17 protein-coding genes are annotated in these 20,552 nt (G+C 61.4%); 11 read left to right on the top strand and 6 right to left on the bottom strand.

Annotation, left to right across the window (positions count from 1 at the left end; all coding sequences use genetic code 11):
• Positions 1 to 194 precede the first annotated feature (194 nt).
• From O1Q03_RS03835 to O1Q03_RS03805, 7 genes are all read left to right on the top strand, one after another.
• Positions 195 to 644, top strand: coding sequence for a tripartite tricarboxylate transporter TctB family protein (locus O1Q03_RS03835; RefSeq protein ID WP_230948495.1), 450 nt, complete (start codon positions 195 to 197; stop codon positions 642 to 644).
• Complete coding sequence (locus O1Q03_RS03830; RefSeq protein ID WP_111442767.1) at positions 641 to 2,191, top strand: tripartite tricarboxylate transporter permease; 1,551 nt, start codon at positions 641 to 643, stop codon at positions 2,189 to 2,191. Before O1Q03_RS03835 ends, O1Q03_RS03830 begins: the two co-directional genes overlap by 4 nt.
• A 215-nt stretch (positions 2,192 to 2,406) precedes the next feature.
• Positions 2,407 to 3,177, top strand: a complete 771-nt coding sequence (locus O1Q03_RS03825; RefSeq protein WP_111442758.1) for an enoyl-CoA hydratase/isomerase family protein — start codon at positions 2,407 to 2,409, stop codon at positions 3,175 to 3,177.
• A 7-nt stretch (positions 3,178 to 3,184) separates the two neighbouring features.
• Complete coding sequence (locus tag O1Q03_RS03820) at positions 3,185 to 4,435, top strand: acyl-CoA dehydrogenase family protein (protein ID WP_261324816.1); 1,251 nt, start codon at positions 3,185 to 3,187, stop codon at positions 4,433 to 4,435.
• A 9-nt stretch (positions 4,436 to 4,444) separates the two neighbouring features.
• Positions 4,445 to 5,320 (top strand): 3-hydroxyacyl-CoA dehydrogenase family protein, encoded by an 876-nt coding sequence (locus O1Q03_RS03815; RefSeq protein ID WP_059623696.1) that lies wholly within the window; start codon positions 4,445 to 4,447, stop codon positions 5,318 to 5,320.
• Positions 5,218 to 6,006, top strand: coding sequence for a 3-hydroxyacyl-CoA dehydrogenase family protein (locus tag O1Q03_RS03810; RefSeq protein ID WP_244113375.1), 789 nt, complete (start codon positions 5,218 to 5,220; stop codon positions 6,004 to 6,006). Before O1Q03_RS03815 ends, O1Q03_RS03810 begins: the two co-directional genes overlap by 103 nt.
• Complete coding sequence (locus O1Q03_RS03805; protein WP_059623698.1) at positions 6,003 to 7,124, top strand: CaiB/BaiF CoA transferase family protein; 1,122 nt, start codon at positions 6,003 to 6,005, stop codon at positions 7,122 to 7,124. The genes O1Q03_RS03810 and O1Q03_RS03805 overlap by 4 nt, the downstream gene beginning before the upstream one ends.
• Before the next feature lie 101 nt (positions 7,125 to 7,225).
• Here O1Q03_RS03805 and mdtD read toward each other — a convergent pair whose 3' ends face one another.
• Together mdtD and O1Q03_RS03795 are read right to left on the bottom strand one after the other, a co-directional pair.
• On the bottom strand, positions 7,226 to 8,683 hold the full coding sequence (gene mdtD / locus O1Q03_RS03800; RefSeq protein ID WP_111442768.1) for a multidrug transporter subunit MdtD: 1,458 nt from the start codon (positions 8,681 to 8,683) through the stop codon (positions 7,226 to 7,228).
• 71 nt (positions 8,684 to 8,754) lie between these two features.
• Positions 8,755 to 9,279: a DUF2889 domain-containing protein gene (locus O1Q03_RS03795; RefSeq protein ID WP_269501704.1), complete on the bottom strand. Its 525-nt coding sequence runs from the start codon at positions 9,277 to 9,279 to the stop codon at positions 8,755 to 8,757.
• 336 nt (positions 9,280 to 9,615) lie between these two features.
• Here O1Q03_RS03795 and O1Q03_RS03790 point away from each other — a divergent pair, with 336 nt between their 5' ends.
• The 4 genes from O1Q03_RS03790 to O1Q03_RS03775 all read left to right on the top strand — a co-directional run bounded on the left by O1Q03_RS03790 (position 9,616) and on the right by O1Q03_RS03775 (position 13,318).
• A complete protein-coding gene (locus tag O1Q03_RS03790; RefSeq protein ID WP_059623701.1) occupies positions 9,616 to 10,104 on the top strand; it encodes a MaoC/PaaZ C-terminal domain-containing protein in 489 nt (162 codons plus the stop codon).
• Positions 10,105 to 10,198: 94 nt separating this feature from the next.
• The gene (locus tag O1Q03_RS03785) at positions 10,199 to 11,677 is read left to right on the top strand and encodes an NAD-dependent succinate-semialdehyde dehydrogenase (protein WP_269501702.1); all 1,479 of its coding nucleotides are present in this window, start codon (positions 10,199 to 10,201) and stop codon (positions 11,675 to 11,677) included.
• 38 nt (positions 11,678 to 11,715) lie between these two features.
• A complete protein-coding gene (locus O1Q03_RS03780; protein ID WP_059623705.1) occupies positions 11,716 to 12,129 on the top strand; it encodes a Zn-ribbon domain-containing OB-fold protein in 414 nt (137 codons plus the stop codon).
• Positions 12,130 to 12,139: 10 nt separating this feature from the next.
• Positions 12,140 to 13,318, top strand: a complete 1,179-nt coding sequence (locus O1Q03_RS03775) for a thiolase C-terminal domain-containing protein (RefSeq protein ID WP_059623707.1) — start codon at positions 12,140 to 12,142, stop codon at positions 13,316 to 13,318.
• A 94-nt stretch (positions 13,319 to 13,412) separates the two neighbouring features.
• Here O1Q03_RS03775 and O1Q03_RS03770 read toward each other — a convergent pair whose 3' ends face one another.
• The 4 genes from O1Q03_RS03770 to O1Q03_RS03755 all read right to left on the bottom strand — a co-directional run bounded on the left by O1Q03_RS03770 (position 13,413) and on the right by O1Q03_RS03755 (position 20,540).
• Positions 13,413 to 15,674 (bottom strand): beta-glucosidase, encoded by a 2,262-nt coding sequence (locus O1Q03_RS03770; protein WP_059623709.1) that lies wholly within the window; start codon positions 15,672 to 15,674, stop codon positions 13,413 to 13,415.
• 455 nt (positions 15,675 to 16,129) lie between these two features.
• Positions 16,130 to 17,308 carry a porin gene (locus tag O1Q03_RS03765; RefSeq protein ID WP_059623711.1) on the bottom strand — a complete coding sequence of 393 codons (1,179 nt, stop codon included), beginning with the start codon at positions 17,306 to 17,308 and terminating at the stop codon, positions 16,130 to 16,132.
• Positions 17,309 to 18,002: 694 nt separating this feature from the next.
• Positions 18,003 to 18,746, bottom strand: a complete 744-nt coding sequence (locus O1Q03_RS03760; protein ID WP_059623713.1) for an SDR family NAD(P)-dependent oxidoreductase — start codon at positions 18,744 to 18,746, stop codon at positions 18,003 to 18,005.
• A gap of 123 nt (positions 18,747 to 18,869) precedes the next feature.
• On the bottom strand, positions 18,870 to 20,540 hold the full coding sequence (locus tag O1Q03_RS03755; RefSeq protein ID WP_059623714.1) for a class I adenylate-forming enzyme family protein: 1,671 nt from the start codon (positions 20,538 to 20,540) through the stop codon (positions 18,870 to 18,872).
• Between the last annotated feature and the right edge of the window lie 12 nt (positions 20,541 to 20,552).

Below are 20,552 nucleotides of genomic sequence, written 5' to 3'. Positions count from 1 at the left end.
TGCGTGACTGCGATCGAGCCTCGGAACCATTCATATACATCCGATGGAGGAGACATGACATCGACATCTTCATTTCACCGCTCATGCGTCGCGGATACAGCCCGCGCATGCGAACAGTATCCCGGGCGACACGGAGAAGTTCGCCGAATCCGTCACGAGGCAGACAGGGGGGCGGCATGGCGCACGCACGTGGCTTGAACAAGGACGTTTGGGGCGGCTTGCTGATGACGTGTCTCGGGCTATGGGTTGCCGTCCATTCCATTTCCTACAGCGTCGGTACATTGACGCGCATGGGGCCCGGTTATTTTCCGCTGGTGCTCGGTGTGGTTCTCGCGCTGACCGGTATTGCGATCGGTATCAAGGGGATGAAGGGCGGTCCCGATGAACGACGCAGGGGACGCCGGCTGGAGTGGAAAGCATGGGTGCTCATTTGCGCAGGCCTCGTCGCGTTCGTTGTATTCGCCAAATATCTGGGGCTGGTTGCGGCGACTTTCTCGACTGTTTTCATTTCAGCGCTCGGTGACCGGAACAATTCGTGGCGTTCTGCGACCGTGCTTGCACTTGCGATGGTTGTCGTCGGCGTCGTCGTATTCGGATGGGCGCTCAATGTACAACTTCCGCTATTCACGTGGGGTGGCGCATGATCTGGCAAACGCTTCATGATCTCTGGTACGGCTTTTCGGTCGCGATGCTGCCGCAAAACCTGATGTGGTCGTTCTTCGGAGTGCTGGTCGGAAATCTGATCGGCGTGCTCCCCGGCATGGGCGCGCTATCGACGATCGCGATGCTGTTGCCGTTGACCTACACGATGCATGCCGTGCCGGCATTGCTGATGCTGGCCGGCATCTTTTACGGATCCCAGTACGGCGGCGCAATCGGCGCGATTCTGCTGAATCTGCCGTCTCATCCTCCGCACGCGGTGACGTGCATCGACGGCTATCCGCTGACGCAGCAGGGAAAGGGCGGCACTGCGCTCGGCATAACGATGATCTCGTCATTTTTCGCCGCCTCGGTCGGCATCGTCGTGATGATCGTCGCGTCTCCGCTGCTGGTGAAAGTCGCGTTCGAATTCGGGCCGGCCGAGATATTCTCGATCATGCTGCTCGGGTTGATCGCCGGATCGACGATGGCTCGCGGCTCCGCGCTCAAGGGGATCGCGATGACGACGCTCGGCCTCTTGTTCGGCATCGTCGGAACGGATGTCAACACCGGGGTCGAACGATTCACGTTCGGTCTGGTCGACCTGTCCAACCATCTCGAACTCGTTGCACTGGCAATGGGGCTGTTCGGCGTGGCGGATTTTCTCCGTAACGTCAACCGCGTGCATTTCGTCGGCACGAACGCGAAAGTACGTCTGCGCGACATGCGGCCATCGCGGGCGGAACTGAAGCGTTCGTTCATGCCGATGGTGCGCGGCACGCTCGTGGGCACACTGTTCGGTGCGATCCCGGGTACCGGCCCGACAATTACGACGTTCATCGCGTACGCGCTCGAACGCAAGGTGTCAAAAACGCCGGGCCGGTTCGGCCATGGCGCGATCGAGGGCGTGGCGAGCCCCGAAGCGTCGACGCATTCGAAGACCCAGGTCGATTTCATTCCGACGATGAGCCTCGGTATCCCGGGAGATGCGGTGATGGCACTGCTGCTAGGTGCGTTGTTGATCCAGGGATATCAGCCGGGACCGCAATTGATCACGGAGCATGCCGATCTGTTCTGGGGTTTGATCGCGAGTTTCTGGATCGGCAACGTTCTGTTGCTGATTCTGAACGTGCCGATGATTGGCATCTGGGTGAAGGTGCTTCAGGTGCCGTATCGGTACATGTATCCGGCGGCGCTGTTCTTTATCGCCGTGGGCGTCTACAGCACGAACAACAGCCTGTTCGAAGTGGGCGAGGTTTTGGTATTCGGCCTGATAGGCGCCGTGCTGCTGGCACTGGAGTTTCCCGTCTCGACCATTCTGCTTGGATACGTGCTGGGCCCGATGGTGGAAGAGAATTTTCGGCGATCGCTACTGCTGTCCCGCGGTGACGCGCTCGTGTTTTTCGAACGTCCGATCAGCGCGGGGTTCATGGGCATCTGCGTCGTGTTGCTGGTGGCGCAATTGTTCTTCGCGTGGCGCGCGACCAGAAGCCGGAGACAAGCCAAATCATCGGACGATCTTCGCTCGATCGAGGGCGCTGGGGCTGAGTAGGTGGGAACGGTCATGCCGCCGCTGCATCGTGGCTGCATGCCGGCAGTCATACCGGTCGGCCTGCAGTTGTCGCGGCGGGCAACACACTGTCTTTTGTGCGGACACTCGCTGCGCTGCAAGTGTCGATATAGGGAGATTCCGGTGTTGGCGCGATGTTTGCTTATTCATGGTGGACGGGCGAAATGTCGCCTTCCGAATGTAGTCAGGAGAATGGCATGCCGATTCAAACCAGTGTCGAAGGTCCGATTGCGTATATCACGCTGAACCGGCCGGAGGCACTCAACGCACTGAGTTTCGAAGTCCTGCAGGAATTTTCCGATGCGCTCGATCGAGTGTCCGCGTCGGATGCGCGCGCGCTGGTGATCACCGGCCACGGCGACAAGGCATTTTGCGCGGGCGCGGACATTCGCGAATTGATGGGCCGGGATCTTGTCGCGGAGCGGGACGGCGCATTGTTCGGCCAGGCGACGTTCGCGAAGCTCGACCGTTTGCGCATTCCGTCGATCGCCGTCATTCATGGCTATGCGTTCGGCGGTGGTCTGGAGCTTGCAATGGCGTGTACGTTCCGCATTGCCACGGCAAAGGCGAAGGTCGGCTTGCCGGAAATCAAACTCGGCCTGATTCCCGGTTACGGCGGCACGCAACGCCTCCCTCGCCTCGTGGGCCACGCGCGGGCGCTCGACATCGTCATGTCCGGGAGAACCGTCGGTGCAGAGGAGGCGGAGCGTATCGGTCTCGTGAACTGCATCGTCGAGGACGGCGATCCGCGGGCGCTCGGGGCCGAGTATGCGCAGCGCTATATCGGCTTCAGCACGTGTGCGTCGCTGTTGGCGCGCGAAGCCGTGTGCCGTGCCGCTGACGTCGATCTCGGCGAAGGGCTGCGTATCGAAGCGGATTTGTCGACGCTCGCATACCGCACGCAAGACGCGGCCGAAGGCATGCGCGCCTTCATCGAAAAGCGCTCACCGGTATTCAAGGACGCTTGACGCGGATATGAACGAGGGCGCGCCCACGGCTGGTGGACTGCCGTCGCCGATATCGGTGCGTCGATGGTTATCAATCGAATCGGAACATGGAATGAACATACTGGAGAGAATCGATTCTCACATTCGCCTGAGCGACGACGAGCGCATGATCGTGGACAGCGTGCGCGCGCTCGCTCGAGATCGGATTGCGCCTCACGCGGCCGAGTACGACCGTACCGGGACGTTTCCGCAGCAGAACATCGACGCGATCAATGAACTGGGCCTGAATGCCATGTTCATCCCGGAAGCGTACGGCGGTGCGCAGTTGTCGTTCACATGCTATGCGCTCTGCGTGCGCGAGATCGCGAAGGCGTGTGCAGCGACCGGCATTATCTGGGCAACGAATTTCCACGCGATCAAGCCGCTGATCGAGTATGGCAGCGAAGCGCAAAAGCAGCGCTTTCTGCCGGCAGTTGCGGGCGGCGCGCTCGCATCGTTGGCGATTACCGAGCCGGGTGCCGGCTCCGACGCGACCGGCATGCGGACGACGTTCCGCGAGGATGGCGGCGAGATCGTGATCAATGGCGGCAAGACGTTCATTACAAACGGGGATGTTGCGGACCTGTATCTGCTGTTCGGCAAGTGGGACGGCATCGACGATCCGAAGCGCGCGATCTCGGTGCTGATTCTCGAGAAGGGGACGCCTGGCCTCAGCGTGATCGGCCTGGAAGACAAGATGGGCACGCGCGCGTCGGGGACGGCGACGCTGTCGTTCGACAACTGCCGTGTACCCCGGGCGAATCTGATTGGAGAACCCGGAGACGGATTGCGAATTCTGCTGGGTTCGTTGAACCGATCCCGGCCCAGCGTGGCTGCGCACGCGCTCGGTATTGCGCGCGGTGCATTCGAGGATGCCGCCGCGTATATCAACGAGCGCAAGCAATCCGGCCGCAAAGTGATCGAGTTCCAGGGCGTTCAATTCATGCTGGCGGACCTCGCGTCGGAACTCGCGCTGTGTGAATCGTGGCTTTGGCAGGTTGCCGGGATGATCGACGCCGGCGAAACGGATTTCGGGATCGAAGCATCGATGCTGAAGATGCGTGCATCGGATGCAGCGATGCGTATCACGACGGATGCAGTCCAACTGCTCGGCGGCTACGGATATTGCTCGGATTATCGCGTCGAACGGCTGATGCGCGACGCGAAGATCACGCAGATCTGGGAGGGAACCAATCAGGTTCACCGTCAGCTGATCGGCCGCAGCTTCATTCTCAAATAGGAGACGCGCATGGCGCAAATCAAGACAGTCGGAATCGCGGGTGGCGGAACGATGGGCACGGGTATCGCGATCGTCGCGGCCCGGGCGGGCTTCGTGACGCGCGTGTATGACGCGCGGCAGGAGGCGCTGGAGCGCGCACGCGGCCAGACCGAAGGCTTTCTAAGGAAGTCGGCGGAGCGCGGCAAGCTTCCCGCCGACGCGGTGCCGGAGATCATGTCTCGCTGGCACGGGACGACGAAACTCGACGACCTCGCCGATTGCGACGTCGTGATCGAGGCCGTGTTCGAGGATCTGGCCGTCAAGCATCAGCTATTCAGTGCGCTGGACAAGGTGTGCCCGGCACATACGCTGTTCGCATCGAATACATCGACGATCTCGATCACCGAGATCGCGGGCGGATCGGGCCGGCCCGATCGCTTCGTGGGCATGCATTTCTGCTTGCCGGCCCAACTGATGAAACTGATCGAAATGTCGCCCGGGCTGAACACGAGTGACGAGTCGTTCGAGCGCGCATGGGCGTTTGCGGAAGCGCTGGGTCAGCGTCCGGTCCGGACTCAGGACACGCCCGGCTTCATCCTCAACTACTTCCTGATACCGTTCAACAACGACGCGATCCGGCTCGTCGAGCAGGGCGTGGCGGAGCCGGCCGACATCGACAAGGCAATCAAGACCGCGCTCGGCTATCCGATGGGCCCGCTCGAGTTGCTCGACCTGGTCGGCCTGGATACGCAGCGCCTGCTTTGCGAAGCGATGTACGGGCTCACGCACGAAGCGCGCGCCGCATGTCCGCCGCTCGTCAGACGGATGATCGCGGCGGGCCGCCTCGGCAAGAAGACGGGGCAAGGCTTCCACACGTACAACGACACGAAGATGTTCGGAGCATGACGATGAGCTATCGCATTATCCAGAACGGCGAGAGCCGTTCATTTCAGGGCGGCCACGCATTCGTCGAAGCGGCGCGCGATGACGCGGCGGCGCGCGTTTACATCGACTCGAGGGCCGGGACGGCATTCGTGCGCGACATAGGGGGCGGCTGGAACCCCGCAGATGCGCCTTTCGTTCTGGTGGAGCTGGGTCACGAGTGCCTCGCGGTTCATACCGGTGATTCTGCGTCGGCCGATCAGCGCGGCAACGCAGCACCGAACGTGTTCGGCTTCGCGCGCTTTCGACTGGGCGATGCCGAGCCGAGCCGGCTGATCGAGCTCGTCAAGCCGGCTCAAACCGACGAATCGGCGCTCGCGCAGGCGAAGCAGGTGTTCGAGGACGCCGGCTTCGTCGTCGCTGTTTGCGGCGACTTTCCGGGCCGAATCGTCGATCGGCTCGTGCGGCCGTATTACAACGCTGCGCTGCGCCGTCTCGACGAGAAGCTGGCCACCGCGTCCGATCTCGACACGACGCTGCGTCTCGGGCTCGGGTATCCGGAGGGGCCGATCGCGCTGCTCGAGCGTACCGGTCTGAGTCATCACTATCGTGTGACGCAGGCGCTTTATGAAGCACTGGGCGACAGTGCATATGCGCCCGCACGGCGGGCCCAGGTCGCATATCGGCGAATGGAAGGCGGCGAGCGATGAATCAGCCTCTGCAGGGTGTCAAGGTCGTCGATTTGAGCACGCTGTTGCCCGGCCCGCTATGCACGTTGCTGCTGGCCGAAGCGGGGGCGGACGTCGTCAAGGTCGAAAGGCCCGCCGGCGGCGACGAAATGCGTTCGTACGTGCCGAAGGCGGGGACCGACAGCGTCAACTTCGGTATGCTGAACCGCGGCAAGCGGTCGGTGGCGCTCGATCTGAAGAGCCCCGCCGGTCGAGACGCGGTCCTCGCACTGATCGACGATGCGGATGTGCTGGTCGAGCAGTTTCGACCGGGCGTCATGGCGCGTCTCGGTCTCGGTTACCAGGAAGTGGCGGAGCGAAATCCGCGCGTCGTCTACTGCTCGATCACCGGCTACGGCCAAAGCGGACCGAAGGCAGGCGTCGCTGCTCATGACCTCAACTATCTCGCGGAAACCGGGATGCTTGCGCTGTCCTGTGGTCCGGACGGTGCGCCTGTGTTGCCGCCGGCATTGATTGCCGACATCGGCGGCGGTGCGTACCCCGCGGTCATCAATATCCTGCTGGCGCTGAAGCAGCGTGACGCGACCGGAAAGGGCTGCCGGCTGGACATCTCGATGGCCGACAACCTGTTCACGTTCATGTATTGGGCGCTGGGCAACGGCACGACGGGCAACGGTTGGCCCACGCCGGGTGGCGAGCTGGTGACGGGCGGCACCGCACGGTATCAGATTTACAGAACGCTCGACGGCCAGTATCTTGCCGCCGCACCGCTGGAAGAGAAATTCTGGAAAAACTTCACCGAAGTGATTGGCGCGTCGGAACTGGCGACGAAGAATGGTGACGAACCTGGCGTCACACAGCGGGTGGCGGAGCTGATCGCCGGCCAGACTGCCGAGACATGGCTCGAACGTTTCGCGGGGACCGACACATGTACCGTGCGTGTTGTCCCACTCGAGCAGGCGGTCACGGATCCGCATTTCACCGGCCGACGACTGTTCGATCGCAAAGTCCGGATGCCGGGCGGGCAGGTCATCGACGCGCTGCCGGTGCCGATTGCCGACGCGTTTCGCGGCGACGCTTCAATCGGTGACGCCCCGGCGCTCGACGCGGGCGGCGGCGGTGTCGGACGCGACGGCTAAGCAACGACGGCGATGTCCCGTTTCACTTTCGGGGGCCACGAGCCCCCTTTTTTGTCAAAGGCCGCGCGATCCGGGGGGGCGCTCCAAATCTTCGTGTTCGGTCACCCCTCCTTGGCAGGGCTGCTGCGAACGGTCATCACACCTGCTTCAGGCGTCAACCGTGCGAAGACCAGTGCCGACGACGCGGTGATGATGCCGATGCACGCAAACGTCGCGTGAAAGGCCGTCAGCGTCTGGGAATGCGTGTGGCGGCCAAACGTCTCCATGAACTGGTCGAGCAACGTACCGGCAATCGTCACGCCGAGACTCATCGATAGCATCTGCGCGAGAGAGAAGAGACTGTTGCCGCTGCTCGCGCCTGCCGTTCCGAGGTCCCTCAGCGTGATCGCATTCATCGCGGTGAACTGCAACGCATTGACGGCGCCGAACAACGCAAACTGCGTGACCTGGAGCCACGGCGGCTGCGGCGGCGATATCAACGCGAAGCTCGAGATCGTCAAACCGATTGCGAGCGTATTGACCAGTAGAACCGTGCGATAGCCGCAAGCCGTGATCAAACGAACGGCCAGAGGCCTCACCGCCATTCCGGCGGCCGCAACGGGTAGCATCATCATGCCGGCGTGAAAAGGAGAGTAGCCGAGGCTTACCTGGAGCAGCAACGGCAGCAGATACGGCATGGCTCCACCGCCAAGTCTCGTGAGCAGATTGCCCAGCAAACCGATCCTGAACGTGCGGATGTCAAACAATTTCAGCGAAAACAGAGGGTCCGGGACGCGGGTCGCATGGACGCAGTACATGACGATGCCGGCGAATGTCAGCGCGACGAGGCCGATCACTGCGCGACGGGTCAGCCCGAATTCCGCAATTCCGTCGAGCGCAAGCGTGATCGACAGCATCGGGATCGCGAGCATCAGATAACCGAGGAAGTCGAATCGAGCGGACCCAGGCAACGGTTCTCCGGGCATGTAGATCGCCGTCGCCGCGCACCCGAGCGCGCCGATCGGCACGTTGATCAGAAATACCCAGTGCCATGATGCGGATTCGGTGAGCCAGCCTCCGAGCATCGGACCAATCAGCGGTCCGACCAGGCCAGGAATCGCAACGAACGTGAGGGCCGGCAGGTAGCGCTCGGGCGGAAACGATCGAATAACGGCGAGCCGACCGATCGGCAACAGCATCGCCCCACCTATACCCTGCACGACACGGAACAGGACCAGTTGCCCAAGCGCTTGCGCATTCGCGCATAACAGCGATCCGAGCGTGAAGACGACGATGGCGGAAAGAAATACCCGGCGCGTGCCGAGTCGATCAGCCAGAAATCCGGAAACCGGAATCATCAGCGCCATCGTGAGCGAGTAGGCGACGACCACCGATTGCATATGGAGTGGCGCTTCGCCGAGGCTGCGCGCCATCCCCGGTAGTGCCGTATTGACGATCGTGGTATCGAGCGTCTGCATGAAGAACCCGGCCGCGACCAGCCAGAGCGTGATTGTCAGCCTGCGGTCATGCGTGCCGCTTGTCGTGCGGTTGCGTTGTGGCAGATGCGGAGTGCAGCCCATGATGGTTACGGTGCTGATGAAGGGGACGTGAGGGACGGTCGGCGCGGTCTCCGGCGGGACCACGGTATGCATCAGTCGGCGGTGGACCGCGTCGTCGATCGGAAGTGCTGAGGCCACCGCTGCTTTACGACATCGCGATGATCCGCATACGCATAGCAACTGTTCAGGATGGTCGGTTTGCCGTTCGCGTCGACGAACTGGCTCGGCGCGCCGGTCACCCCGCGAACCCCCTGCATCATGGTCGTCGCGAGCGGAATCAGTACTTCCCTCAGATGCGTGCAGCTCGCCGGTCCCCGCAGGTTGTCTTTGACGACGGACGACCACCCCTTGCCGATACGCTGCCCGACGAGCACGTTCAAAGTCGTTTCGGCTTCCTTGCACAACGCGAACGGCGTCGCGTCCGATGCTGCCTCTATGCGATGAATCACGTATTGATCGTCGACGGTGACGCGGACCCGGAGGTCATGCAGCGGCGCGCCAGCCGGCAGCGGATCCGCTCGGCCCGAATGCTGGAAATCGAACGGTTTGGTATCGACGAGATGTGCTTCGACATCGTAGAGACCATCATCGCGCGCATACGTGCGCATATCGATCACGCGGTGATGGAGTTCGCGACGGCCGCTCGGCTCGGATAAAGGCACGGAGAATTCTCCCGGAAGTGAACGATAACGGCCCGCATGGCTGGACCGGGCTTGTCACCCGCAGCTTCAGCAATCGTCGTGCCACAAGCGCTTCTTCACTTCGGACGGCGCGGCGCGCAGCTATCCATTTGCGGGTGGCGTGCCGCGTGTCGGCGACGGCGACACAGTGTTGCCCGTCGCGACATGGTGTGCCGCCGGCCGCGCCGGACCCGCGTGCCCTTTGACGATATCGGGAAGGCACGATGATTGCTTGATTGCCAGCGATACTCATTCACACAAAGGAGATCGGCAATGTCGACCAGGCGAGGGTTGTACTGGGAGGATTTCGAAATAGGCAAGGTCATTCAAACACCGGCTCGCACGATCACGTCGACCGACATCGTGAATTTCGCCTGCCTGACCGGCGATTTCAACGAAGTCCACACGAATTGGGAGTACTGCAAGACGACGCCGTTCGGCGAGCCGATCGCGCATGGTCCGTTGATCTACGGGATCATGGGGGGGCTGCAATATGCGAGCGGCGTCAATGACGGCACGTTGCTCGCGCTGCTTCAGGTCGACCAGTGGCGCATGCTTGCGCCCGTCAAGCATGGCGACACGCTGCATGCGGAAATGACGGTTGTCGAGCGCAAGGAATCCAGCAAACCGGACCGAGGGACCGTCAAGATGAATCGTCGCTTCGTGCGACACGACGGGACGGTCGTACAGCAGATGGAAGTGACGTTGCTTTATCGCCGGCGACCGACCGGAGACAGTGAATCTGCATCGAGCGCGACCTGACGCACTCCTGGAGCACCCGGCTCGGGAGCACTCGGCAACACGGGGTGGCAGCGCACGCCACTGAACAGTGGCAGACCATACGAAGGAAGGTGAGATGTCGGACCTCAGGTCGAACGTGGATCGCACAATGGCTCGTCGAGCATATCCTCGCATCGGGCTGTATATCGACGGTGACTGGATTTATGATCGTGCCGCTTGTCACGCAGTCGAAAATCCCGGCGATGAAAGTGTGCTGGGTCCGGTCCCGCGCGCGACGCGGGAGGATCTCGAACGTGCATCGGGCGCAGCGTACCGCGCGTTCAGGACCTGGCGGGATACGGCACCCGACGAGCGCGCGGCGTTGTTGCTTCGCGTCGCCGGTTTGCTACGTGAACGCGTCGATGCGATCGCGTCGATCATTACGCTGGAGCAGGGCAAACCCGTCGCAGACGCCCGAGCGGAAGTCGAGCGCGCCCGCACGTTCCTCGAGTGGGATGCGGCACAACTGCATCGTTCGTATGGAGTCGTCGCGCCTTCCGAGCCGGGCATGCTGCGGATGGTCATCAAGCAGCCCATTGGTCCGGTGGCGGCATTCACGCCGTGGAACGTGCCGATCAGCTCTCCGTCACGGAAGATCAGCGGGGCGTTGGCGGCGGGCTGCTCCATTGTTATCAAGGCGGCCGAAGAAACGCCAGGCGCCGCATGCGCATTCGTTCAATGCTTCGTCGATGCGGGTTTGCCGTCCGGCGTACTCAACCTCGTGTTCGGCGATCCGGCGGAAATTTCGGCGGACCTGATCGCGTCGCCGGCGATCCGGATGATTACGCTGACCGGTTCAGTGCAGGTCGGCATGCATCTTTCCCAGCTTGCCGGCGCCGCGATGAAGCCGGTGCTGATGGAGCTGGGCGGGCATGCGCCGGTTCTCGTCTGCGACGGCGTCGACGTCGCCAGGATCGCGCGTCTCGCGGTGGCGGCGAAGATGCGCATGGCCGGCCAGATCTGTGCATCGCCGTCACGCTTCATCGTGCATGAGCGCGTGTACGCCGACTTCGTGGACGCATTCGCACATGCGGCCAATGAAATTCGCGTCGGCGATGGATTCGAGCCGGATGTGCAGATGGGACCGGTGATCAATGCGCGCCGGCTGGCAGCGATGGAATCGCTTGTGGCCGACGCCCGGGCCGCGGGGGCGCGCGTAGCGGCCGGCGGACATCGCATTGGCGAACGCGGCTACTTTTACGCGCCGACAGTACTCGCTGACGCGCCTGTGCACACAAAGGCGATGCGTGCCGAACCATTTGGTCCACTCGGGACATGCGTTTCCGTGAAGAACATGTGTGACGGTCTGACCATCGCGAACAGCCTGTCGGTCGGCTTGGCTGCATACGCGTTCACGAACTCGATCGATGATGCCGAGCGCTTTACACGTGAGCTGGAGTGCGGCGTGTTGTCGATCAACCATTTCGGCGTTCCGGGCGCAGACATGCCGTTCGGGGGCGTCAAGGACAGCGGCGTCGGGCGCGAAGGTGGCGCGGAATCGCTCGACGCGTACATGGTAAGCAAGGCGGTATTGCAGAAGATAGCGCGCGTTTGACTGCGCCGGTTGAGGACGAAACAAGAGGGAGACTGACTATGGAAGCAACCCCACTACCCATTCCGGTTGCGAATGCCGATTCGCAGCCATACTGGGACGCAGCGCGAGAGCGACGCCTGCTGATTCGAAAATGCAAAGCTTGTGGCACGACTCACTTCATGCCTCGGTATCTGTGCCCGAGTTGTTGGTCCGACCAGCTCGAATGGGTTGAGAGCAGTGGGGCTGGTCACGTGCATAGCTTCACGATCATTCGGCGTGCGCCGCTTGCCTCGTTCGGTGCGCACGCGCCGTATGTCGTGGCACTGATCGATCTCGACGAGGGCCCCCGAATGCTGACCAATATCGTCGGCGATGAGGCGTTATCCGTACGAATCGGCGATCGGGTCGGCGTCACGTTCGAGGATCGTGGCGGTGGCGCGATGCTTCCGCAATTCCATCGTGTCAACGCTTGAGATCGACGATATGAAGAAAGCTGAATCGCTGAAGAACAAAGTAGCCATCGTCGGTGTGGGTGAATCCGAAATCGGGCGGGTGCCCAGTATGACGGGCTTGGGTCTGAACGCTCAGGCCGCAAAGCGCGCGTTGGATGACGCGGGTCTCAAGGTGTCGGACATTGACGGCGTACTGACTGCCTATTCCTTTACCGAGCCATACTTCATGCTGGGTTCGGTGCTTTGCGAATATCTGGGAGTCAAGCCTCGATTCAATGCGTCGCTCGTGACGGGCGGGGCCAGTCCTGCCGTGATGCTCAAGCATGCGGCCGAAGCGATCGCCTCAGGGCAGGCTGAAACCATCCTGATCTGCGCCGGGGAGAATCGCGCAACAGGTCTCACGCGCGACGCGGCAGTCGCATCGTTGATGGCGGTGGGGCATCCGTATTTCGAGCAACCGTACGGCGCGTCCATTCCCGGCTTCTACGCGATGATCGCGCAGCGGTACATGCATGAGTTGGGCACCACCCGCGAGCAATTGGCACACGTTGCGGTCAACACCCGCGAGCATGCGCTGCTGCATCCGAACGCACATATGAAGACGCCGTTGACGATCGAGCAGGTTCTGACAGCCAAGCCGATTGCGGACCCGCTTGGCATGCTCGATTGCTGTCTGATATCGGATGCCGGCGGAGCGTTCATCGTCACGTCGGCGGAGCGCGCGGCCGATTTGAAAGCCACGCCAATCTATCTGCAAGGGATCGGTGAATATCACACTCACGAGCACCTGATGTGCGCGCCGAGTCTGACCGAGTTCGGTGCCACGGAATCGGGGCGCCTCGCATACGAAATGGCGGCCCTGGGTCCCGGTGATATCGATGTGGCTCAATTGTACGACTGCTTCACGATCGTCCCGATCATCGAAATGGAAGAACTCGGCCTGTGCAAGCGTGGTGAGGGCGGTGCCTTCTTTGCCGACGGACATGCGCGCATCGGTGGCAAGCTGCCGATCAACACTCACGGTGGCATGCTCTCCCACGCCCACGCAGGCGCGGCGGGCGGTCTTTTCGGGATCGTCGAGGCGGTGCGCCAATTGAGGGGAGGTCTCGGGCCGCGCCAGGTGGAGGGTGCGGAAGTCGCGCTGGTGCATAACGAAGGGGGGATACTGTCGTCCCATTGCACCGTCATCCTCGCGAACGCGATGGGCTGACGCGCTCCACGGCTCGCGCACCATCCGGTCGATACCGTAACCGTGTGCCCGAGAGCGAGCATGGCGATACCCTCGGGCACACGGTCAGTCGCCGTTATAGCGGTTGCGTTGCGGTCAGGTCGAGCGCCTGCTGCTGGGCGTTCGGGTCGTGGGACGATCCGGCAGCGGTCAGTGTGTAACGTCCCGGGTTGACCTGCCATGCATGCGCGTCGGCATTCCACGTCGCGAACCGTCGAGCGGGAATGGTGACGCTGATCTGCCGAGATTGGCCAGGCTGCAGCATCACCTTGTTCCATCCGACGAGGCGTTGTGGCGGTTCGTTGAGGCCGGCCGGCAGCGACGCATAGATTTGCGCGACTTCAGCGCCTACGCGCGCACCGGTGTTCGTGATGGTCAGCGTGACGGTCACGTTGTCCGAACCGTCGCGCTGAGCAGTCATCCCGGAGTAGGCGAACGTCGTGTACGACAATCCGAACCCGAATGGGAACAACGGCTGGATATTTTTTGCGTCGTACCAGTGGTAGCCAACGAGAAGGCCTTCGCCATAATTGACGTTCAGGTTGCTCGGATCGATCGACGGCTGCGGGAGATCCGAATCTTGCTGCGCAAACGTGATCGGCAGCTTGCCTGACGGATTTGCATCGCCAAACAGCACGTCGGCAATAGCCTGGCCACCTTCCACGCCCGGGTACCAGGTCTCGAGTACGCCATGTACGCTCGCCAGCCATGGCATCAGGACGGGACTGCCGTTTTCGAGCACGACTATGACGCGCTTCGCTTTCGACGCGACTGCAGTGATCAGCGCGTTCTGATCGTAGTGCTGATTGAATGGATCGGCATTCGCATCGGGCAGTGCGAGAGTCGGGAGGTCGCGTCCCTCCGTTTCGAACTGCGTCGCGAAAACGATTGCCACGTCGGCCTGCGCAGCCGCGTTGGCGGCAGCGGTCGCGTCCGCGCCATCGAGATAGGTCATGGTGGCATTTGGTGCTTTTGCCTTGATTGCGGCGAGCGGTGACGATTCGTACCAGATCGCGCAATCGGGTGGGAAGAAGCTGGTCGATTGACAGCTGGTTATCGCATTGCCGTTCACTGCGGGCACCGCGCCCGAGCCGCCACCCGAAATGACCCCAATGTTCGCGTGTCCTCCGATCACGACGATCGAGGAAAGTGCGGATCCGAGGAGTGGAAGGACTGGTTGATTGCCACCGGGCGGCGTGCCGTTTTTCAGCAACACGAATGACTGACGCGCAATCGACAGCGCATCGGCATTGCCGGCCGCTTGATCGATCGTACCGCCGGGGCTGGGTGGATTGTCCATCACGCCAGTCGCGATAAGCGTTCGAACCTTGCGCAAGACCATATCGTTCAGCCGCGACATCGGAACGGTGCCCGCCGCGATCGCGGCCTTCAGCTTCGTGCTGAAGTACGAAATGATCGTGAACCCTGGGACCTTGTTCCAATCGGCGCCCGCATCACCGGGTTGCTCTTCGTCGAGGCCGGCCATTGCCGCTGCGACCGTGCTGTGCGTGCCGGTCCAATCGGACTGCACCATACCCTGGAAGCCCCACTCATTCTTCAGGACGGTGGTCAACAAGTACGGGTTCTCGCACGCATAGATTCCATTGACGAGGTTGTACGAGCACATCACGTTGCCCGGTTTGCCTTCCTTGACGCCGATCTCGAACGCCAGCAGTTCGGTTTCGCGCATTGTGCGCTCGTCAACGACGGAATTGCTCGTCATCCGATTCGTTTCCTGGCCGTTCATTGCGAAGTGCTTGATCGTCGCGATCACGTTCTTTGACTGCGTGCCGGAAGTGCGCGCGGCGCTCATCGTTCCCGCGAGCACCGGGTCTTCCCCCATGTACTCGAATGTTCGGCCATTACGCGGTTCGCGCGCGAGGTTGACGCCACCGCCCAGACCTTCGGCGTAACCGAGCGCACGAAGCTCGGTCGCGATGCGCGCGCCGTACGCGGTCGCGAGCTGAGGATCCCAGGTTGCCGCGAGTGCGATGGGGGCGGGCAACGCCGTCGCGCCGGAATTGGCCACGTTCACTCCGCCCGCAGAGTCGGCGCTCGCGATCGGAGGAATACCGAGCCTGGGGATTCCCGGTATATAGCCCGCGCCTTTCGCCCATGACGGGAACGGGCCGCCGAGACCGGCGCCAGGCATCCCGTTTCCATGTACAAGCTGGATCTTCTCCTCCGTAGTCATTTGAGCGACGTATGCAGCGGCTCGGGAATCGACATTCGTATTGCCGGTCGACGAGTCGGAGGTGGTGTCGGAGCCGCACGACGCAAGCGCGACGACGAGCGGCGACACACTGGCGACGGCCAGATACCGTATCGAGTTCTTCAAGGAAATGTCTCCCAATGGATTTTTTTAAATCGATATTTATGTTGCGGTTGTAACGTTTGCGACGTTATATAGGGGTGACGATGTAGTCAAGAAAAAAATGGAATGTAGTTTTTATTTCAAAAACATTTATTTGTTATTCGATGATGAAGGCTTGTGGATGGAATTTATTTGTGTCGTCGATGAGTACACGAAAAATTGAGATTGATTTCGGTAAGGACATTTTTGGGAGTTTGGTGCCATAGAGAGAGAAAGCGCTGCTTGCGGGGGATTCGGACGTCGGAACGCTTCGGAGGAGGGTCGCTGGCAGTCGTGCAAAGCTGAACGGGTAGCGGCAGTCGGCCAGTCTCGAATGGAAAATAATCTTCCGTTGACGGAAGCGACGACAAGCGGGAATATTCGAAAAGTCACACGCGGCCGCCTCGTCTCGAGGCGGCCGCGTGTAATCCGGCGCGTAATTAGAATCGATGCCGCAGCGATACGCGGATCAGGAACTGGTGATTGTTTGAAGAATCGCCAAGGTTGTCGATGTCGGCAACGGCGGGCGTGCCCACCGACGAGGTCCCGGACGCGCGCTGCCAGCCCACCGTTCCGTAAATATCGGTTCGTTTGGAAAACAGGTAGTCCGCCAGAATGGCGACTTGATTGTAGTGTTGGCCACCCACTGTCGTGCCGGTCGCCGTATGCACGGCTCGGCCGTTCAGATAGTCGTAGGCGATGCCGGCGAAAAAGGTCGGCGCGAATTGATACTGCGCGCCCACGTCGAAGTTGTTGAAACGCGCGGAGCCGCTCGCAAACCCGGCGCCCAATTGCCCGTATTGAACGTTCGAGTAGGATGCCGCGAGCGTCAATGCGCCGATTCTGTAGTTGGCGGCGACCAGGGCCGTTTGATACGCTTGCGCGCTCTTGTACCCCTTGTTGAGGGAAAGAGCCAGTGGGGAGGCGCCGCTCACGTTATCGGTGAAGAATCCGGATCCGGCGGTCGCAGCGGTCGGATTCTTGAAGTATTCGAAACCGGCGCCGATCTGCAGCGGGCCATATTGATAGGACGTTCCCAATGAATACCCGCTGTTGGCGGTGAGATTCCCCGCAACGCCGCCCACACTATATTCACCGCCGAACTTCAGGCCGTTGAAATTCGGACTCATGTAGCGAATGGCATTGTTGACGCGCACCGTATTCGCGCCGTTGTCGATATCCCCCGGGTGCACCGCGGCAGGGCCGCCGATTAAGCTGGCTGCGGTCAGCGGCAGAGGATAGTAGTAGATCATGTCGTACTGGCGGCCGAGGGTGATGGTACCGAGACGGTCGCTGCTCAGACCGACGAAAGCCTGACGGCCAAACGCGGTGCCCCCTTGGCCGAACGCGCCGTTGTTCAGGTTGACGCCGGATTCGATCGTGAAGATCGCTTTCATCCCGCCGCCAAGGTCCTCGCTGCCGATCATCCCCCACCGGCTGCCAAAGATGCCGCTCAGTGAATCAAGAAAGACTCTCCGACCACCTTCGTTGTTGTTCTGGAACATGATGCCTTCGTCGATGACCCCGTAGAGGGTGATGTTGCTTTGAGCATGTGCTGCTGCTGCGAATGCGCCGGCGAGGGAAGCGCAAAGAATTTTCCGTGTGAAAGTCTTGTTCATAATTAGGTATACGAAGTATTGTATGAATATTGGCACCGCTGAGCCGATATTTATCCGACATGGCCGTCGCGCCTACTCGGCCGCAGGGGCTCGAAAGTCCGCTGAATGCGGACGATATATCGGTAGGCGCAGGCTGAATGCGGGTGTGCAGCGCGATGTCTGAATGGCGAGAAATTGAATTGACGTGCTTCTGCGAACATCTCCTTCGGGTCGAGGACAACGCGTGGCAGGTCACGCACGCCTTGTCGGTTACGGTGCGTTCGGATGAGAATGATCGAGTGCGGGCAGCGGATGCTCGCCAGGCGTCGATGCGGGTCGACGTGCGATTACGAAGGAGGGCTGATCGTCACGGAAGTCTCCAATTGATGCGTTCTTTTATTTGCTGGCGTCACCGAACGATTCGGTCATACGTGGCAGCTGTTATCGATAACGCAACGTCCGTGCCAGTGAGACAGCGCTGTGTCAGGCTGATGTCATGTGTCGCGCGCCAGCCGTGACGGCGCGCGGCGCGCTATTGCGTTGTGCGTCCGTGTCATCGTGTTCGAGCGTGTTTTTGATTTCGACAGTGATGTACTTGGGGACAACAGATCACGATCCTGGGTGTCTCGCATGGCGAGAAGGGTCGTGCGTCAGCGGGACACGTGTACCGCTCGGCAAGGCCGCGCCACCGCGACCTTGCGCGACTGCTGAACCGTCAGTGTGCGATTCCTTGCCCGCCGTCAACGTAAATCGTTTCCCCGGTCAGGAACGTCGTTCCATGCGCAAACAGCGTCGCCACAAGCGTGCCGATTTCCTCAGCACTACCGGGACGACCCCGCGGAATCCGCTTTTCGAGATACGCAGACAGGGAACCTGACGCGATCATGTCGGCGTTCAGGTCAGTGTGAATGTAACCGGGCGCGATGTTGATGACGCGAATTCCCTTGCTGGCCCACTCGACGGCCAGACAGCGGGTGATGGCTCCGACGGCTGCCTTGCTCGCACAGTACGCGAGGTTGCGTTTGACGCCGAGCTTGTCGAAGAAGGAGCCGATATTGACGATCAGCGCATTACCTGCCGATACGAGATGGGGGTAGGCGGCCTGACATGCAGCGATGACAGACGTCGCGTTCATGTCCATCACCTGATGCCACTCATCGAGAGAAAGCTCCGCTGACGGGGCGTCGATGTGCAATCCCGCGTTATTGACGAGGCCGACGATACGCCATCCTTCTTGGGCGAGCGCTCCCAGTACTGTCTTGAGGTCGTCCGGACGCATGACGTCCGCGGTGCGCGGCAGCCAGCGCGCGGACACGTCGGGACTGACGTCGGAAAATGGCGGCAGCGCGCCCGAACGTGACAGACACGCCACATGGAGGCCCTGCTGGGCCAGCGCTAGCGCGATGCCGGCGCCAATGCCACGGCTCGCGCCGGTTACGACTATGCAATCACGGGTCATGAAGACTACTCCAGGGAAACGATTGCGGTGTTGGAGAGCGAGTCGACAGTCGTACGCGGCCATCGACGCGCGGTTCGACTTTCAGCCCTCGCAACACATGCAGAATTGCGGATCGGAAATATGTCAGGCGGCGCGAAACCGTACAGGAGCGGGCGCGATACGGCCGTCTCGTACCCACTGGACCAACTCGCGCTTCAGGATCTTGCCGCTGGCGGTCAGCGGAAACGCTGGCAGCACGACGAAGTACTCGGGCATGTCGAACTTCGATAGCCCTTCTCGGGCCAGATGCGCAAGCAACTCTTCGGCGGCGGGTGGCGCGCCGTCGCCGATAATCGCAAGGCACACCTTTTCCCCGAGGCGCTCGTCTGGTACACCGAATGCCGCCGCTTTCTTGACGGCAGGATGACGATGAGCGAACTCCTCGATGTGCGACGGATGAATGTTGTGGCCGCCGCGTATGATCAGATCCTTTTTGCGCCCGACGATTTCGAGGTTGCCGTCGCCATCGAAGCGCCCCAGGTCGCCGCTCATGAACCAGCCGCTGCTGTTGAAGGACGATTCGGTGGCAGACTGATTGTCGAAGTAGCCAAGCATCAGCACGCCGCCGCGGCCGCCGATTTCGCCGACTTCGCCGGGAACGGCCTCCAGATCGGGGTTGTCGGGTTGCCAGAGGCGCACCTCGTATCCGTTACATGCCTTTCCGCATGTCGCGGTAATGACGTCCATCAAATCGGTGGGGCTGGTGTATTGATGCGAGCCGTTTTCCGTCATCCCGTACACGTTCTGCGGCGTTGCGCCAAGCGCGAGGAGCTTGCGGGCGGTTTCGCTCGGAATCAAGCTTCCGGCCATGTAGAAAACCTTGACGGAGCCGAGCTGGGTGACGCCGCGTCGCTCGATTTCCTGCAGCAGGTCGATTGCGTGCGTGGGGACACCCATCACGTAGGTGGCCTCGGTGGATACGATCCAATCGAGCGGCGCGATGGCGGCGGTGGGATCGTAAATGACCAGCTCGCAGCCTGCGACGAGCGCTTGTTCGAAGGCCACTGTGCCGACATGATGACTCAGAGGACTCAAAGTGAGCAGTACGGTGTCGCTGGTTTGTTTCCAGTCGGATACCAATGCGCGCCCGTTTGCGAGCAGCGTGTTGTCGCTGTGCATCACGCCTTTCGGCGCGCCGGTCGTGCCGCTCGTGAATGCCAGGTAGACGACTTGATCGGGATTCTGGCTCGGCGGCGGAAGAGGAATTTGCGACATGTGTCCCGGAATCGGGAACGGGTGGGTTCCGGGCGGCGTGTCGGGATCGGCTGCACGCAATGAAGGCAGCGCATAGACGCGCTTGACGTGACTCAAAGCGCTGGCGGCCGAGAATACATCGGCCCGATCGGCATCCGCGCCCCAGCCGGGCTGGGCAAACAACGCCCGGCATTCGATGCGGCCGAGCATCGACAGAATCTCGGCAACCGTATAGTTCTGATGCAACGACGGGTTGCAGACGTATCCATTGCGCGAGCACGCCAGTTGAATGACCGTCATTTCGACGCGGTTTGGGAGCCATACGGACACGCGATCGCCGCTGCACAGTCCGCTGTCATGGAGATCGGCGGCGACGGCGTCCGCCCATGCGACGAGCGCGCTCCAGGTCAGGCGCCTGGTGCTGTCTCTCACGGCGAAAGCGGTGCCTCGCTCGGTTGCATGGCGTCTCGCGAGCGAGTAAAGCGTGTCGGTTTGCCAGATTCCGGTCAGATAGTGTTTTCGGGCCGTTGCCGGATCATGCAAGGTAAGGAGATGCGACATGGTCGGGAGCTC

Origin of the sequence: Burkholderia sp. IMCC1007 (genome assembly GCF_027257875.1) — a bacterium.
Taxonomy (GTDB): domain Bacteria; phylum Pseudomonadota; class Gammaproteobacteria; order Burkholderiales; family Burkholderiaceae; genus Burkholderia.
This window is presented reverse-complemented; position numbering and strand designations above follow the sequence as displayed.

Bases quoted from the DNA above. Each gene is read 5' to 3' on its own strand.
- O1Q03_RS03830 (WP_111442767.1), top strand. From the start codon at position 641: ATGATCTGGCAAACGCTTCATGATCTCTGGTACGGCTTTTCGGTCGCG.
- O1Q03_RS03825 (WP_111442758.1), top strand. From the start codon at position 2,407: ATGCCGATTCAAACCAGTGTCGAAGGTCCGATTGCGTATATCACGCTG.
- O1Q03_RS03820 (WP_261324816.1), top strand. From the start codon at position 3,185: ATGAACGAGGGCGCGCCCACGGCTGGTGGACTGCCGTCGCCGATATCG.
- O1Q03_RS03815 (WP_059623696.1), top strand. From the start codon at position 4,445: ATGGCGCAAATCAAGACAGTCGGAATCGCGGGTGGCGGAACGATGGGC.
- O1Q03_RS03810 (WP_244113375.1), top strand. From the start codon at position 5,218: ATGTCCGCCGCTCGTCAGACGGATGATCGCGGCGGGCCGCCTCGGCAA.
- O1Q03_RS03805 (WP_059623698.1), top strand. From the start codon at position 6,003: ATGAATCAGCCTCTGCAGGGTGTCAAGGTCGTCGATTTGAGCACGCTG.
- mdtD (WP_111442768.1), bottom strand. From the start codon at position 8,683: ATGGGCTGCACTCCGCATCTGCCACAACGCAACCGCACGACAAGCGGC.
- O1Q03_RS03790 (WP_059623701.1), top strand. From the start codon at position 9,616: ATGTCGACCAGGCGAGGGTTGTACTGGGAGGATTTCGAAATAGGCAAG.
- O1Q03_RS03785 (WP_269501702.1), top strand. From the start codon at position 10,199: ATGTCGGACCTCAGGTCGAACGTGGATCGCACAATGGCTCGTCGAGCA.
- O1Q03_RS03780 (WP_059623705.1), top strand. From the start codon at position 11,716: ATGGAAGCAACCCCACTACCCATTCCGGTTGCGAATGCCGATTCGCAG.
- O1Q03_RS03775 (WP_059623707.1), top strand. From the start codon at position 12,140: ATGAAGAAAGCTGAATCGCTGAAGAACAAAGTAGCCATCGTCGGTGTG.
- O1Q03_RS03765 (WP_059623711.1), bottom strand. From the start codon at position 17,308: ATGAACAAGACTTTCACACGGAAAATTCTTTGCGCTTCCCTCGCCGGC.
- O1Q03_RS03760 (WP_059623713.1), bottom strand. From the start codon at position 18,746: ATGACCCGTGATTGCATAGTCGTAACCGGCGCGAGCCGTGGCATTGGC.
- O1Q03_RS03755 (WP_059623714.1), bottom strand. From the start codon at position 20,540: ATGTCGCATCTCCTTACCTTGCATGATCCGGCAACGGCCCGAAAACAC.